This is a genomic window from Variovorax cryoconiti (genome assembly GCF_051216395.1).
Classification (GTDB): Bacteria; Pseudomonadota; Gammaproteobacteria; order Burkholderiales; family Burkholderiaceae_C; genus Variovorax.
On sequence record NZ_JBPJZI010000009.1, the window covers coordinates 147,138 to 162,056 of the forward strand.

The window sequence follows — 14,919 nt, forward strand, 5'->3', positions numbered from 1 at the left end:
TAATTCCGGCTCTTGAAGGGACACCCATGATAGGCAAATTGACCGGCACGCTGGCCGAACGCAATCCACCGCAGGTGGTGGTCGACTGCAACGGCGTCGGTTACGAGGTCGACGTGCCGATGAGCACCTTCTACAACCTGCCGCACACCGGCGAGCGCGTGTCGCTGCTGACGCACTTCGTGGTGCGCGAAGACGCGCAGATTCTCTACGGTTTCGGCACCCACCAGGAACGTGCCGCCTTCCGCCAGCTCATCAAGATCTCCGGCATCGGCCCGCGCATGGCGCTGGGCGTGCTGTCGGGCCTGAGCGTCGGCGAGCTGTCGCAGATCGTCACGCTGCAGGACGCCGGCCGGCTGGTGAAGATCCCCGGCATCGGCAAGAAGACCGCCGAGCGGCTACTGCTCGAACTCAAGGGCAAGCTGGGCGCCGACATCGCGCTGCCCGCGCACGCCGCGACCGATGCGCAGGCCGACATCCTGCAGGCGCTGATCGCGCTGGGTTACAGCGACAAGGAAGCCTCGGCCGCGCTGAAGGCCCTGCCGAAGGACGCGAGCGTGAGCGACGGCATCAAGCTGGCGCTGCGGGCGCTCGCGAAATAGGCGCACCGCATCGGCCGGCCACCGTCAATTGGCGCGGCGGCCAATCTCGAGCAGGCGGTTGTCCGGCAGGCCGAAATAGTCGGACGCCCGCGCCGCATTGCGCTGCAGCATGCCGAAGAGCGCCCTGCGCAGCACGCCCAGCCCCGGGAGCCGGCCCAGGCCCAGCGACGCGCGCGAGGTGAAGTACGAGGTCGACATGGACTCGATGCTCAAGCCGCGCTGATAGGCCATCAGCCGCAGGTATTCGGGAACGGCGGGGTCTTCCATGAAGCCATGGTGGGCCGTCACGCGCCAGAAGCCGTGTGCAAGCTGCTCGACCTCCAGCCGGTCGGCGGGGTACACGCGGGGCACGGGGCGCGTCCGCACGCACAGGACGATCACCCGCTCGTGCAGCACCTGGTTGTGCTTCAGGTTGTGCAGCAACGCATGCGGCACGCTGTTCGCGTCGGCCGTCATGAAGACGGCGGTGCCGTGCACGCGGTGCGGCATGTCGGCGGCCAGCGCGTCGATGAAGGGGGTCAGTGCGATGCGCTCCTCGGCCGCAGCCTGCTCGGTCACGTGCCGGCCCTTGGCCCAGGTCGTGAAGACGACCATCACCGCCGCCGCCACCACCAGCGTGAGCCAGCCGCCTTCCGCGATCTTCAGGCTGTTGGCCATGATGAAGGTCAGGTCGACCAAGGCGAAGAGGCCCACGCCGATGCCCACGGCCACGCGGTTCCAGCGCCAGAGGCGCCACGCCACCACACCTGCCAGCAGCGTGGTGGTCAGCATGGTCACCGACACCGCGATGCCATAGGCAGCGGACAGTGCCCCCGAACTGCGAAAGGCCAGTACCAACAGCAGGACGCCCGCCATCAGCAACCAGTTCACCGTCGGCAGATAGACCTGGCCAATGGCCGAGACCGATGTCTGCACGATGCGCATGCGCGGCAGGTAGCCCATGTGCATCGCGTGCGCGGTCATCGAGAACGCACCGGAAATCACCGCCTGGGAGGCGATGACGGTCGCGCAGGCCGCCAGCGCCACCATCGGCAGCGTGGCCCAGGCGGGAAAGAGGCGGAAGAAGGGGTTGTCGATGGCCGTCGGGTCGGCCAGCACCAGGGCGCCCTGGCCGAAGTAGTTGAGCACCAGTGCCGGGAGCGCGATGAAGGTCCAGGCCATGCGGATCGGCGTGGCGCCGAAGTGCCCCATGTCCGCATACAGCGCCTCGCCGCCCGTGAAGGCCAGAAACACCGCGCCCAGCACGCCCAGCGACTGCGCCCGGTGCGTGAGCAGGAACTGCAACGCCCAGCGTGGGTCGATGGCTTCGAGCACCTGCGGGTTCCGGCTGATGTGGGCGACGCCGGAAACGGCCAGCACACCGAACCACAGCAGCATCACCGGGCCGAAGACGCGGCCGACCGATGCCGTGCCCTTGCGCTGCACCAGGAAGAGCCCGATGAGGACCACCAGCGTGATCGGCACCACGTAGGGCTTGAAGACGGGCGTGGCGACCTCCAAGCCCTCCACCGCCGACAGCACCGAGATGGCTGGTGTGATCAGGCTGTCGCCGTAGAACATCGCGGCACCGACGAGCCCCAGCGCGGCGATGGCCTTCCAGGCCCAGGGCCGTGCGCCGCCCTTCTCGAGCGCCTGGCCGGCCAGGCCCTGCAAGGCCAGGATGCCGCCTTCGCCGTCGTGGTCGGCGCGCAGCACGAATACCACGTACTTCAGCGTGACGACCAGCATCAGCCCCCACAGCACCAGCGACAACAGTCCGAGCACGGCGCCCCGGTCCAGCGCGACGCCATGCGCCGGGCTCAGGCATTCCTTGAAGGCGTAGAGCGGCGAGGTGCCGATGTCGCCGAACACCACCCCCAGCGCGGCCACCATCAGCACGGATTTCGCGGACCGTCCGTCTTTCATGGCACCCACCAGTAGCGCAATGCGTGGAAGAAGACCGGTGCAGCGAAGATCACCGAGTCGAGCCGGTCGAGCATGCCGCCGTGGCCCTCGATCATGTGGCCCCAGTCCTTCACGCCGCGGTCGCGCTTGATGGCCGACATGACCAGCCCGCCGAAGAAGCCCATCAGGCAGATGGTGAGCGCCATCAGCGCGGCCTGCCACGGCGTGAAGGGCGTGGCCCAGGACAGCGCGGCACCCAGTGCCGTGGCGCTTGCCACGCCGCCGATCAGTCCTTCCCAGGTCTTCGACGGCGACAGCTCGGGCGCCACCTTGCGCTGGCCCAGCAGCTTGCCCCACACGTACTGCAGCACGTCGCTGCCTTGCACCACGATCACCAGGAAGGCGATCAGCAGCAGGTTGCGGCCTTCGAAGCCGGGGATCTGCAGCGTGAGCAATGCCGGTACGTGGCTGATGCAGAACACCGACACCATCAGCCCCCATTGGATCTTCGAGGTGCGTTCCAGAAAACGCTGCGTATCGCCCCCCACCGCCGCGAGGATGGGCAGCACGAGGAAGGCGTAGACCGGGATGAAGATCGCGTACAGCCCGTACCAGTCGATCCAGATGAGGAAGTACTGCACCGGCAGCGCGATGAAGAAGGCGACCGCGATGGCGGCGTGGTCGCCGCGCCGGGTGTAGGCCAGGCTCATGAACTCGCGCAGCGCATAGAACGAGATCAAGTAGAACAGCACGATCACGCCGCCCTTGCCGAAGGCGAAGGACAGGCCGATGACCGCCACCATCACCCACCATGCATTGACGCGCGCGTTGAGGTTGTCGATCACCGAATGCGGCTGGCCGTGTGCCACGCGCCACTTCAGAAGGGCGCCGATGGCCGAGGCGAGCACGAGCACCCCGAAGACGCCGCCGAAGAGCATCAGCGTGGTGTGGGTCGAAGCGGAGATGTTCATGGGCTTCAGTCTTCCGCCTTGTCGTATTCGGGGCGCAGGTCGAGCATCGCGGCGCGGGCGCGCGCGATGAAGGCGTTCTTGTCCTCGCCTTCGGCCAGCACCAGCGGCGTGCCGTAGCGCACCGTGCAGGCCAGCGGAATCGGCACCAGCGCGCCCTTGGGCAGCACGCGTTTCAGGTTCTCGATCCACACCGGCACCAGCCGCACCTGCGGGCAGGCGCGCGCCAGGTGGAACAGCCCGCTCTTGAGCGGCAGCAGGATGTCGTCGCCGGTGTTGCGCGTGCCTTCGGGAAACATGATGAGCGAGTCGCCCGACTGCAGCGCCTCGGTCATCTGCTCGACCGGGTTGGGCGCACCCGCCGTGGTGCCGCCGTCGCGCCGGATCATCAGCGCGTTGAACACGTCGACGCCGATGAAGCGCCGCATCGACGAGGCCTCCCAGTAGTCCTGACCCGCGACCGGCCGCGTCAGCGCGCGCAGGTCGGCCGGCAGCGTGGCCCACAGCAGCACGAAGTCGCCGTGGCTGGTGTGGTTGGCGAAGTAGAGCGTCTGCTCGGCCTTGGGTGTGGTGCCCGACCAGATGGCGCGCACGCCGGTCAGCAGCCGCGCGGCCAGCACGATCGACCAGGCCGAGACGACGGCCGCCGCGTGGCGCAGGCCGCTGCGAGGAAGGGAACTCATGGTGACGAAGCTTCTTCTTGGGAGGGAGAGAGGAGGGGTCAGCGCAAGTCCTGCGTGAGCAGGGCCAGCAGGAACATCGCGCTCTGGCAGGCGACGGCGATGCCGTGGCGCTGCATCAACTGGCGCGCGCCCTGCACCCGATCGGCCAGCGCGCGCGGCGCGTCGGGTGCCTCCGATGCCTGACGCAGGTCCAGCTTCTGCAGGGCCACGTCGAGCGTGCTCAGCGACGGGATCGCGCCGCTCGCCAACCCATCGAACAGCCCCACGTCGAGCCGCAGCCGCAGCGCCATGTAGCGCTCGAAGATGCCGATGATCGCGACCGCGCCGAAACCCATGCAGGAGAGCATCGACAGCGATCGTCCCGTCAACGCCAGCACACCGAGCGAGACCAGGCTCAGCCCCAGCCCCCAGGCCGCGATGACGCCGGCCGCCTGCAGCAGGCGAGCCGTGGCGGTGCAGAGGGCGCGTTCGTGGTCGGTCATGGCGTGCGAGTGTGCCGTGTCGCGTGGTCGAGTGCCTGCTGCCACGCGCTGCGCAGCACGATCTGCGGCCGCGCGCGGCGCACCTGCGCTTCGGCATCGACCACGCTGCTCGCGCCGCCATGCAGCCGCAGCCAGGCGATGGTGGCCGCGGCGCTGCGCGAGAAGCCGAGTGCGCAGCACACCCACACGGTGTGGCCGGCGCGGCGTTGTGCCTCGATGACGTGGGCAGCGCGGCGCAGGCGATGCGGCGGCGGCACGACCAGGTCGAGCATCGGCACACAGCGCGCGCCGTCGATGCGCGGCAGTTGCAACTCGGCGCACAGGCTCACCAGCCGAGGCTGACCGGCCGAGATCCATTCTTCGCGCGTCGGGATGCGACCCAGCCGCAGCCCCGGCGCCACCTCGACCGAGGCCGGCAGGCGCCGCGTCCAGGCCCAGGCGTTGATCGCCGCGCCGAGCCGGTAAGGCGCGAACAGCCAACGCGCCGCCCAGCGCATGCGGCCATGGCCGTCCATCTGGAAGCCGCGTGCGCCGAGGGCCACGTAGTTGAGCGCGACCAGGGCGAGCGACGCAGCGGGCCAGCACAGCCACAAGCCGAACCCGCCGATAGCCAGTGCGACGACGAGAAAGATCAGCGCGCCGACGCCGTAGAAACTTGCCAGCTTCCAGCGCTGCGGATCACGCGTGACCCGCCATCCCTGCCGGATCGACGCCACCCGTTCCAGCGGCCACAGCCACACGCACACCAGGCCGAGCAACGCGCCGGTCGGGATGTCGATGAAGTGGTGCTGCCAGGTCGTGAGCACCGACGCGCAGATGGCAAAGGCCCACACGTGCAACACCAGTCGCGCCCATAGCGGACGGATGAATTGCCGGTACCAGTCCCACAGGATCACGGCCAGCGCGATGTGCAGCGACGGCGCCTGGTTGAAGGGCTGGTCGAAGCCGCGCAGCGCATCGAAGAGAAAGGCCGGCGCGCCGCTGACCGCCGGCTGGCCGAAGCTGAAGCGCAGCGGCCACGCCACGAAGCAGCTCACCGCGATGACGGTGGCGGTGACCAGGCGCAGCGCGTGTCGGTCCATCGTGTGTCGGTCGCGCGCGAGGAAGAGCGACAGGGCGTAGAAGACGTTGATGGTCCAGTACGGGAAGATGGTCCACGGCCAGAAAGGAATGCCACGTTCCCAGCCGAAGGCCAGCGTCGGCACCGCGGCACGCGACGCGGCCCACCAGTTCGCGAAGCCATAGGTCGCGTAGAACAGCGGCCCCAGCAGCACGAGCCAGGCGATGGCGCGCCGCCACGGCCGTTGCGCGAACCAGCGCTTCATCTCACTGAACGGTGCGGATGGCCAGCGACACCGTGAAGATGCCCCATTCGTCCACGCGCTGGGCGATCTTGCGGAAGCCGGCTTCTTCTACCAGCTGGTCCATCTCGGCCTGCGTGCGGCGGCGCATCACCCAGGCTTCGCCCCGACGGTGGCTGGTGAGGGCGCGCGCGATCATCTCCAGCTGCGGGTGCCATGGCTGACCGGTGTAGACCAGGTAGCCGCGGTCTTCCACCGCGTCGCCGACGCCGGCCAGCGAGCGGCGCACCATGGCGTTGTCGGGGAACAGCTCGTAGAGGCCCGACACCACGGCCAGCGTCGGCCGCGGCGTCACGGTCGCGAGGCTGATGCGGTCGAAGGCGTCGGCCTGCACGAACTTCGCGACGTCTTGCAGTTCTTTCTCGGCGATCAGCTTGGTGCCGTCGCGTACGTTGATGTCGCTGTAGTCGCGCAGCAGGATCGAGCTGGCCTTCACCGGGCTGGCCTGCACCGCGTCGAGCACGTAGCGGCCATGGCCGGCGGCGATGTCCATCACCCGCACCTCGCGGTGCTGCTCGGCCAGGCGTTCCATCGCTTCGCGGATCAGCTCTTCGACATGGACCTTGCGCTGGCGGATGCCGCGCCAGCCGATGGAGTTCAGATACGTCTTGTCAATCGACCGGCCCAGCGCGCCCTTGCCGTCCGGCGCGTTGCGGTATACATAGTCAAGTGTGCTGCCCGAATCGAAGCCGGTGTCGTGCCCCAGCTTCACGCCGCGGGAGAACAGACCACCGAAACGCAGGCTGGCGCGTGTCATGGCCCAGTAGGCGCCGCGCGGCGACCAGGGCGAGAGCGGGGCGGCGAGCGCACGCGACTCGTCGGCGGTCGCGCCCTGCAGGTGCGCCTCGCGCAGGTCGACCGGCGGCGTCGGCGCGTCGAAGCGCTCAAGGATGAATTCGCGGATCGATGCCACCACCGGCGCGCGGTCGCGCTCGCCCAGCGTGTCGTGGAAGAAGCCGGGCAGCACCGTCTTGGTCTTGATCGCGCTGCCGAGCTTGTCGAAGAAGCTGTGCTGCGGCTTGTGGTGCACCACCCAGTCGGCGCCCGAAATCAGCAATTGCACCGGCGGCGTGATCGCGTTGGCATCGGCCACCACGCGGTCGGCCGCCGTGTACAGGTCGAGCAGGATGTTGACCGCGATCGGCCGCGAGATGAGCGGGTCGCGCTCGTAGCTGGCGATGCGTTCCGGGTCGTGCGTGAGGAATTTCGGCTTCACGTAGCTGTTGACGAAGAACAGCCCGCGCAGCTTGTGCATCAGCCCGAGGCCGGCGCGCGCAAAGGGCACGTACAGCTTGACCTTGAACGCCGGCGACGCGAGCGTGAGGCCGCGCACCTTGGGCGCGTAGTCGTGCGCCCAGGTCGAGATCAGCACCGCGCCCACGCTCTGCGCGACGACGTACTGGTCCCGCTCCCGCACGCCGTGCGCGCTGCCGATGTGGTCGACGAAGGTCTGCACGTCGCGCACCGAGGTCGCGAAGCTGGGGCTGTGGCCGCGCGGGCCGGGCGACTGGCCGTGTCCGCGGGCGTCCCAGGCGAAGAAGTCGAAGTCGGGCAGGTCGAGTTCATCGACCAGATGCGCCATGCGCGCGCCGTGCTCGTGGCCGCGGTGGAACAGCAGGATGGCGCCGCGCCGCGTGGTGCCGGTGGCCGGCCAGTGCCGGTAGAACAGCGAGACGCCGTCGTGCGTGGTGAAGTGGTGCTCGTGCGGAACGCGAGGCTGGGTCATGAGGTTCGATTCAGAGAGTGGGGCGCGCGCCGGCTTCGGCCAGCGCGCGCCGGATGCGGTTGGCGATGGTCCAGACGACGAGCGCGGCGAGCAGCGGCATCAGCCAGCCGGCCCAGACCGGCAGCGGCCAGCCCAGCGCCACATAGAGCCCGAGCGCGCCGAAGACGAAGGCGCGGTCGCTCTTGCCCAGCGGGCCGTCATAGCGACGCGATGCACCGACCGTGGGGCCGAGCGCGCCGGTGAATTCGCTGAGGCCGGCCAGCACGATCACCGTGCCGACCCAGAAGGGGTGGAAAGGCGCGACCGCCGCAAAGGGCAGGTACAGCGCGGCGTCGGAGAGCACGTCGGTCAGTTCGTTGAGGAAGGCGCCCAAGGTGCTCTGCTGGCCGTGCTCGCGCGCCAGCATGCCGTCGATGGCGTTGAAGGCCATGCGCAGGAACATCCAGAGCGGGATCAGGGCGAAGAAGCCGGCACGCGGCGCCGCGAAGAAGAGCCACAGCCCGAGCGCCACCGAGATCACGCACGCCGCCAGCGTCACCTGGTTGGCGGTCACGCCCGCGGCGTGCAGTCGCACCACGAGCGGGCGCAGCAGCGCCTGGAAGCGGGGCTTCAGTTCATAGATGGACACGTGGACGGCTCCCTCCTTGGGAGGGGCATTCTGCCCGAGGGTGCCGTGGCCCCAGGCTGCAGACGACCCCGTCGCGGCCGTTCGGCCGACTAAACTGTTCCTTCAGCCTAGCCTGCCATGACCATCCAGACCGACGACTTCGCCCCCGCCCCGCCACGCGTGGTCTCCGCCGCGCCCGCTTCGCCCAAGGAAGAGGCCATCGAGCGTGCGCTGCGGCCCAAGCTGCTCGACGACTATGTCGGGCAGGCCAAGGTGCGCGAGCAGCTGGAGATCTTCATCGGCGCGGCCCGCAAGCGCGGCGAGGCGCTCGACCACGTGCTGCTGTTCGGCCCGCCCGGCCTGGGCAAGACCACGCTCAGCCACATCATCGCGGCCGAGCTCGGCGTGAACCTGCGCCAGACCTCCGGCCCGGTGCTGGAGAAGCCCAAGGACCTGGCCGCGCTGCTGACCAACCTCGAGCCGAACGACGTGCTCTTCATCGACGAGATTCACCGGCTGAGCCCGGTCGTCGAGGAAATCCTCTACCCCGCGCTGGAGGATTACCAGATCGACATCATGATCGGCGAAGGCCCTGCGGCCCGCAGCATCAAGCTCGACCTGCAGCCCTTCACCCTGGTCGGCGCCACCACCCGCGCCGGCATGCTGACCAACCCGCTGCGCGACCGCTTCGGCATCGTCTCGCGGCTGGAGTTCTACACGGCCGAAGAGCTGGGCCGCATCGTCACCCGCAGCGCCGGCCTGCTCAACGCGCCGATGGATCCGGCCGGCGGCTTCGAGATCGCTCGCCGCTCGCGCGGCACGCCGCGCATCGCCAACCGCCTGCTGCGCCGCGTGCGCGACTACGCCGACGTCAAGGGCGACGGCCGCATCACCGAAGACATCGCGCACAAGGCGCTCGCCATGCTCGACGTCGACCCGCAGGGCTTCGACCTGATGGACCGGAAACTTCTGGAGGCGGTCATCCATCGCTTCGACGGCGGCCCGGTCGGCCTGGACAACATCGCCGCCAGCATCGGCGAGGAGTCGGGCACGATCGAGGACGTGATCGAGCCTTACCTGATCCAGCAGGGCTACCTGCAGCGCACGCCGCGCGGCCGCATCGCCACGCTGGCGGCCTACCGGCACCTGGGCGTCGCGCCGCCGACCCGCGACGGCGACATGTTCGGCACCTGAAAGGCCCGCCATGCACACCCATGACCTGAGCCGCTGGCAACACCACCACCGCTTCGACACCGAGAGCCACGGCGCCGAGCTCAGCACGCGGCTGGTGATGTGGATCACCGCCGCCACGATGGTGCTGGAGATCGGCGCCGGCTGGTGGTTCAACTCGATGGCGCTGCTGGCCGACGGTTGGCACATGAGCTCGCATGCCTTCGCCATCGGTCTGAGCGCCTTCGCTTATGCGGCGGTGCGGCGCTACGCGGCCGACCCGCGCTTCGCCTTCGGCACCTGGAAGATCGAGGTGCTGGCCGGCTTCGCCAGCGCACTCTTCCTGCTGGGCATTGCGGCGTTGATGGTGGTCGGCTCGCTCGAGCGGCTGTGGTCGCCCGAGCCCATCCACTACCGCGAGGCGATCGTGGTGGCCGTCATCGGGTTGCTGGTGAACCTCGTCTGCGCCCGGCTGCTGGGCGGCGCGCACCACGGGCACGACCATGGTCATGCGCACGAACACGGCCATGACCATGACCATGACCATGACCACGGTCACGCGCATGGCGAAGACCTCAACCTGAAGTCTGCCTACCTTCACGTCATTGCCGACGCCGCCACCTCGGTGCTCGCCATCGCGGCGCTGATCGGCGGCTGGCTGATGGGCTGGCGCTGGCTCGACCCGGCGATGGGCATCGTCGGGGCCGTGCTGGTGGCGGTGTGGGCCAAAGGCCTGCTGCTGCGGACCGGCCGCGTGCTGCTCGACCGCGAGATGGACCACCCGGTTGTCGACGAGATCCGCGAAGGCGTCGAGCACGGCCTGGCCGACTCGCACACCCGCGTGGCCGACCTGCATGTCTGGCGCGTCGGGCGCAACGCCTATTCGTGCGCGCTGACGGTGGTGACCCACTCGCCGACGCTCGACGCGGCAGCGGTGCGTGCGACCTTCTCGATGCACGAGGAGATCGTGCATTCGACCGTCGAGATCCAGCGCTGTGCCGGCGACGAGCCGACACTTGCTTTCGGCGCGGGCGGTGCCATCTCCGGCGCATGACCCGAGCATGAAGGCCCTTGCCAGTGGTGAGAGAGCCTCGCTTCTGGCACTATCCGGCCCATTGCTGCCCTCATCGAACGGAACCGTCATGAAAGCGCTTCAAAGCCCCCTCGCGAAGAAAGTCCTGGCCGACAACCAGGCGCGCACGCAGCTGCGCCAGGTCGTGTCGCTGGCGAGCCGCCGCGGCGAGCCCGACGCGAGCGAGCAGACCATCCTGCTGCGAGAGGGCGCCACGGTGCGCCGCCTGACCGCCGTGGTCGTCCCCAAGGCGGCCTGACGCCGCCCGCTGACAGCGATGAATGTCGCGCTGCCGGCGCTGGTCATCTTCCTGCTCGTCCTTCCCGGTTTCGTCTTTCGCAGCCGCTTCAAGCGCGCCGAACGCACCGCCCTCGACTACGCGCCCTTCGGCCGGGTCGTCGCCGAAGCCGTGCTCTGGGCCTGCCTGCTGCACGGGCTCTGGCTCTTCGGGGCCTGGCTCTTCTTCGGTGAAATCCTTCGCTTCGATCTGCTGCTGGGCCTGCTTTCGTCCAGCCCGGCCACGCAGACTGCGGCGGTCACCAGCGTCGGCGCGCTGGCCGGGCCGGTGGCGCGCTACTTCGGCACGCTGCTGGCCGCGAGCGTCGTGGCGCCCATGCTGCTGCGCTCGCTGATCACCTGGCGGCGCTTCGACCGGCTCGGCCACTGGCTGGCGCCCGTGGCACGCTTCCACGACGCGCCCTGGTACTACCTGCTCACCGGCGCCGACTTCGAGCGTGCCGAGCTGCCCGACCTGATCAAGGTGGCCGCCGTGGTCGACGTCGCTGGCCAAGCCGTGGTCTACCAGGGCTTTCTCGAAGACTTCTATTTCACGCCCGACGGTTCGCTCGACCGACTGGTGCTGCAGGGCGTCGGCCGTCGCCCGCTCAGCGGCGACAAGGCGCTCGATGCTGCGCCGGGCGACCCGGCCGGCGAAGAGCGCTTCTACCCGGTCGAGGGCGACTACTTCGTGCTGCGCTATGCCGAGGCGATCACGTTGAACATCCAGTACCTCCGGCTCGAGGAAGAAGCCGAGCCCAGCGCGCCGCCATCACCGGCCGCGTAGCCTGCGCACCACGTCACCGAAGCGTCACGCCGTCGCCACGCCACCGACACGCGCGTCGATGACGCTACCTTCCCATGCAACGCGACGACGCCTTTCTTCGCGCATGGCGCGACACCACGGCCCTGTCACACGACACGGGCGACGATGAAGTGACGCGTCCGCCGTTGCGCTACCGCACGCTGTGGATTTCGGACCTGCACCTGGGCACACCCGGCTGCCAGGCGCACGCGCTGCTCGACTTCTTGAAGCACACCGAGTGCGAGACGCTCTACCTGGTCGGCGACATCATCGACGGCTGGCAATTGCGGCGGCAGTGGTACTGGCCGCAGGCGCACAACGACGTGATCCAGAAGCTGCTGCGCAAGGCGCGCAAGGGCACCCGCGTGATCTTCGTGCCGGGCAACCACGACGAGTTCGCCCGCAAGTACGTCAACCACGACTTCGGCGGCATCGAGGTGGTGGAAGACTGGGTGCACGAGACCGCCGACGGCCGCAAGCTGTGGGTGATGCACGGCGACCTGTTCGACGGCGTCATCCAGTGCGCCAAGTGGCTGGCCCACGTCGGCGACTCGCTCTACGAATTCACGCTGCGGCTCAACCGCCACCTCAACTCGATGCGCGCCCGCATGGGCCTGCCGTACTGGTCGCTGTCACAGTACCTCAAGCTGAAGGTGAAGCGCGCCGTCAGCTACGTCGGCGATTTCGAAACCGCCGTGGCGCGCGAGGCCCGCAAGCGCGGCGTGCAGGGTGTGGTGTGCGGCCACATCCACCACGCCGAGATGCGCGACATCGACGGCATCCTGTACTGCAACGACGGCGACTGGGTCGAAAGCCTCACGGCACTCGGCGAGGCGGCCGACGGCACGCTCGAAATCGTGCGCTGGGCCGAGCACATGCCCGTGGTCGCGCGTGTGCGACGCGCCGACCGCAAGCGCGTGGTGCCTGCATGAGCGGCGCACGCACAGTCGACCTCGTCTACTTCGACGCCGGCGGCGGCCACCGCGCATCGGCCATCGCGCTGAAAGGCGCCATCGCGCGCGCCGGCCTGCCGTGGACCGTGCGGCTCGTCAACCTGCGCGAAGTGCTCGACCCCGCGCAGCGCTTTCGCCGCATGACGGGCATGGAGCCCGAGGACTACTACAACAAGCGCATCGCCCGCGGCTGGACCGTCGGCCTCGCGCAGGAACTGAAGCTGCTGCAGGCCATGGTCCGCTGGTGGCACGGGCCCACCGTGCGCCTGCTGCAGCAGCACTGGCTGGCCACCGAGCCCGACCTCGTCGTCTCGATGATCCCGAACTTCAACCGCGGCCTGCGCGAGTCGCTGGCCAGCGCGTTGCCCGGCGTGCCCTTCGTCACCGTGCTGACCGACCTGGCCGACCACCCGCCGCGCTTCTGGATCGAGAAGGGCATCGACCAGCACGTCGTCTGCGGCTCGGCCCACGCGGTGCAGCAGGCGCACGACGCCGGCCTGCCCGCCACGCACATCCATGCCAGCTCCGGCATGTTGCTGCGCGACGACTTCTACGCGCCGCCCCCGGCCGACCGCGCCGGCGAACGCCGCCGCGTGGGCCTCGACCCCGACCGCCCGACCGGCATCGTGCTGTTCGGCGGGCAGGGCTCCAAGGCCATGCTCGGCATCGCCAAGCGCCTGCCCGACACGCAGCTCATCCTCGCTTGCGGCCACAACACCGCGCTGGCCGACGCTCTGCGCGCCTTGCCCGCCCGCGCGCCGCGGCTGGTGCTGGGCTTCACGCCCGACGTCGCGCGCACCATGCACCTGGCCGACTTCTTCATCGGCAAGCCCGGCCCCGGCAGCCTGAGCGAAGCGGTGCAGATGCACTTGCCCGTGATCGTCGTGCGCAACCGCTGGACGTTGCCGCAGGAGCGCTACAACGCGCAGTGGGTGCAGGAGAACGGCGTCGGCGTGGTGCTGCCGAGCTTCGCGAAGGTCGACCGCGCCGTGGCGGAACTGGTGAGGGACTTGCCACGCTACCGGGCGGCGACGCAGCAGATGCACAACCGGGCGGTGTTTGAGTTGCCGGGGATCTTGCGGGATGTCCTGGTGCAGGCTGATGCGCTCTCTCCGAGCAACGGCCGCCTGCTCACCCACGAGTGCGGCCCTACACCGCAAGCGCTGACGTTCTGAATGGCGCCTGGCGGGCCCAACGTGGCCTGGAATTTACTGAGGCGCCCTGAGATAGTAGTTCTGGCCCCAGTGCGGATCGGACCAGCCTGCCAGGGCGGTGATCTTTGGGGCTCGATACTGCGTCTTCGCCAGCAATTCGACGAGTTGGGGACTGCTCGCAAGGGTGGTGATGCGTCGCTTGAAGTCATCCACGTTCGACGGTATCCGTTGCAGGGCGAAGCCGCTGAGTTCGCAGTCGATCTGTTGCGCCGCGGCACGCTCGCACTCGTCGCGGTGAAAGCTCACGTTGGGTGTCTTGACGAAGAAAGCATCGAGCAGAACCAGCTCACCCGGCTGCACCGTGAAGGATGCAAACTCTTTTGAAGGTCTGGCAGTGACCTGCACGCCCGGCTCCATTGACCTCTGAAGCCTGTCGTAGTAGCCGCCGCCGGAGGTCTGCCGCGTCACATCGTCGCTGCGAGTGCCCCATGAGACGCAGTGGCCGCTCACATGCGCGACCAAGCAGTAGCTCGATTGCACGCGTTCCGTGCCGTAGGTGGGATCGCGCCATTGCTTCACATAGCGCTGCTCCTGGAATTCAGTCTGGACGTAAGCCACCCTGCCGACGCCACGGGCGCGCAACCCGCGCTTTACGGCGACGTCCGGCAGCTTTTGGTTGTGGACATCGAAGCTCGCACTCGCCACGCGGTAGTTGCCGGGTTCGATGACGTCGATCTGGTGCATCTCACCCAGCGTCACGCGCAGAATTCTCTTGTCCCAGCCGATCGTGAAGGTTGACTTGGGATCGCCGATCTTCTGCCACTGCACCGTGCGGCTGTAGTCTTTGTACGTGATGCCGGGGCGCGCTGTCTTTTCGGTGCTATTGAACAGCGGCGACACCACGACCGCTTTGCCGTTCTCGAGCGCGTGTTTCAACAACATGACCATAGACGCGAGACGCATTTGCTCGAGCTGCTCGAACTCGGCGCGCAACGCCTGTTCCTTGGTCTCGCCTTCCGCATTCGGAAGCGTCGCGTTGCCGCTACAGGCGACCAGCGCGGCGCAAGTCGCCAGAAGACCGCATATCCGACGTGCGGCGTGAGAAGGACGTTGTCCGATCATTTTCACTCCCTAGAACGCACCTCTTTTGAACTCCGAAGAGCTGAGGTTTTCGCGTTA

Annotated in this window: 15 protein-coding genes; 7 read left to right on the forward strand and 8 right to left on the reverse strand. The window is 68.5% G+C overall.

All coding sequences use genetic code 11. The features are described 5' to 3' along the window. The first annotated feature begins 26 nt into the window (after positions 1 to 26). On the forward strand, positions 27 to 599 hold the full coding sequence (ruvA, locus tag ACSFA2_RS20370; RefSeq protein WP_435457148.1) for a Holliday junction branch migration protein RuvA: 573 nt from the start codon (positions 27 to 29) through the stop codon (positions 597 to 599). Positions 600 to 623: 24 nt separating this feature from the next. Here the strand turns inward: ruvA and ACSFA2_RS20375 are convergent, their stop codons facing one another. Genes ACSFA2_RS20375 through ACSFA2_RS20405 form a run of 7 tightly spaced genes read right to left on the reverse strand, consistent with a single transcriptional unit; the run spans position 624 to position 8,331 of the window. Beyond that, a complete protein-coding gene (locus ACSFA2_RS20375) occupies positions 624 to 2,504 on the reverse strand; it encodes a potassium transporter Kup (protein ID WP_435457149.1) in 1,881 nt (626 codons plus the stop codon). Continuing rightward, a complete protein-coding gene (locus tag ACSFA2_RS20380) occupies positions 2,501 to 3,454 on the reverse strand; it encodes a phosphatidate cytidylyltransferase (protein WP_435457150.1) in 954 nt (317 codons plus the stop codon). Before ACSFA2_RS20380 ends, ACSFA2_RS20375 begins: the two co-directional genes overlap by 4 nt. A 5-nt stretch (positions 3,455 to 3,459) precedes the next feature. After that, positions 3,460 to 4,134, reverse strand: coding sequence for a lysophospholipid acyltransferase family protein (locus ACSFA2_RS20385; RefSeq protein ID WP_435457151.1), 675 nt, complete (start codon positions 4,132 to 4,134; stop codon positions 3,460 to 3,462). A 38-nt stretch (positions 4,135 to 4,172) separates the two neighbouring features. Next, a complete protein-coding gene (locus tag ACSFA2_RS20390; protein ID WP_435457152.1) occupies positions 4,173 to 4,616 on the reverse strand; it encodes a hypothetical protein in 444 nt (147 codons plus the stop codon). Beyond that, positions 4,613 to 5,941 (reverse strand): phosphatase PAP2/dual specificity phosphatase family protein, encoded by a 1,329-nt coding sequence (locus ACSFA2_RS20395; RefSeq protein ID WP_435457153.1) that lies wholly within the window; start codon positions 5,939 to 5,941, stop codon positions 4,613 to 4,615. The genes ACSFA2_RS20390 and ACSFA2_RS20395 overlap by 4 nt, the downstream gene beginning before the upstream one ends. Before the next feature lies 1 nt (position 5,942). Next, positions 5,943 to 7,703, reverse strand: coding sequence for a bifunctional alpha/beta hydrolase/class I SAM-dependent methyltransferase (locus ACSFA2_RS20400; RefSeq protein ID WP_435457154.1), 1,761 nt, complete (start codon positions 7,701 to 7,703; stop codon positions 5,943 to 5,945). A gap of 10 nt (positions 7,704 to 7,713) precedes the next feature. Further along, on the reverse strand, positions 7,714 to 8,331 hold the full coding sequence (locus ACSFA2_RS20405) for a CDP-alcohol phosphatidyltransferase family protein (protein WP_435457155.1): 618 nt from the start codon (positions 8,329 to 8,331) through the stop codon (positions 7,714 to 7,716). A 117-nt stretch (positions 8,332 to 8,448) separates the two neighbouring features. Here ACSFA2_RS20405 and ruvB point away from each other — a divergent pair, with 117 nt between their 5' ends. The 6 genes from ruvB (at position 8,449) to ACSFA2_RS20435 (ending at position 13,761) form a co-directional block, all read left to right on the forward strand. Beyond that, positions 8,449 to 9,504: a Holliday junction branch migration DNA helicase RuvB gene (gene ruvB, locus ACSFA2_RS20410; protein WP_435457156.1), complete on the forward strand. Its 1,056-nt coding sequence runs from the start codon at positions 8,449 to 8,451 to the stop codon at positions 9,502 to 9,504. A 10-nt stretch (positions 9,505 to 9,514) separates the two neighbouring features. Next, positions 9,515 to 10,534 carry a CDF family Co(II)/Ni(II) efflux transporter DmeF gene (gene dmeF / locus ACSFA2_RS20415; RefSeq protein ID WP_435457157.1) on the forward strand — a complete coding sequence of 340 codons (1,020 nt, stop codon included), beginning with the start codon at positions 9,515 to 9,517 and terminating at the stop codon, positions 10,532 to 10,534. An 88-nt stretch (positions 10,535 to 10,622) separates the two neighbouring features. After that, positions 10,623 to 10,811, forward strand: a complete 189-nt coding sequence (locus ACSFA2_RS20420; RefSeq protein ID WP_435457158.1) for a hypothetical protein — start codon at positions 10,623 to 10,625, stop codon at positions 10,809 to 10,811. A gap of 18 nt (positions 10,812 to 10,829) precedes the next feature. Further along, on the forward strand, positions 10,830 to 11,615 hold the full coding sequence (locus ACSFA2_RS20425) for a hypothetical protein (protein WP_435457159.1): 786 nt from the start codon (positions 10,830 to 10,832) through the stop codon (positions 11,613 to 11,615). Positions 11,616 to 11,689: 74 nt separating this feature from the next. Continuing rightward, entirely contained in the window at positions 11,690 to 12,565 is an 876-nt protein-coding gene (locus tag ACSFA2_RS20430) for a UDP-2,3-diacylglucosamine diphosphatase (RefSeq protein WP_435457160.1), read from the forward strand. Further along, the gene (locus ACSFA2_RS20435; RefSeq protein ID WP_435457161.1) at positions 12,562 to 13,761 is read left to right on the forward strand and encodes a glycosyltransferase; all 1,200 of its coding nucleotides are present in this window, start codon (positions 12,562 to 12,564) and stop codon (positions 13,759 to 13,761) included. Before ACSFA2_RS20430 ends, ACSFA2_RS20435 begins: the two co-directional genes overlap by 4 nt. Before the next feature lie 33 nt (positions 13,762 to 13,794). Here the strand turns inward: ACSFA2_RS20435 and ACSFA2_RS20440 are convergent, their stop codons facing one another. Beyond that, positions 13,795 to 14,862 carry a hypothetical protein gene (locus ACSFA2_RS20440; protein ID WP_435457162.1) on the reverse strand — a complete coding sequence of 356 codons (1,068 nt, stop codon included), beginning with the start codon at positions 14,860 to 14,862 and terminating at the stop codon, positions 13,795 to 13,797. Between the last annotated feature and the right edge of the window lie 57 nt (positions 14,863 to 14,919).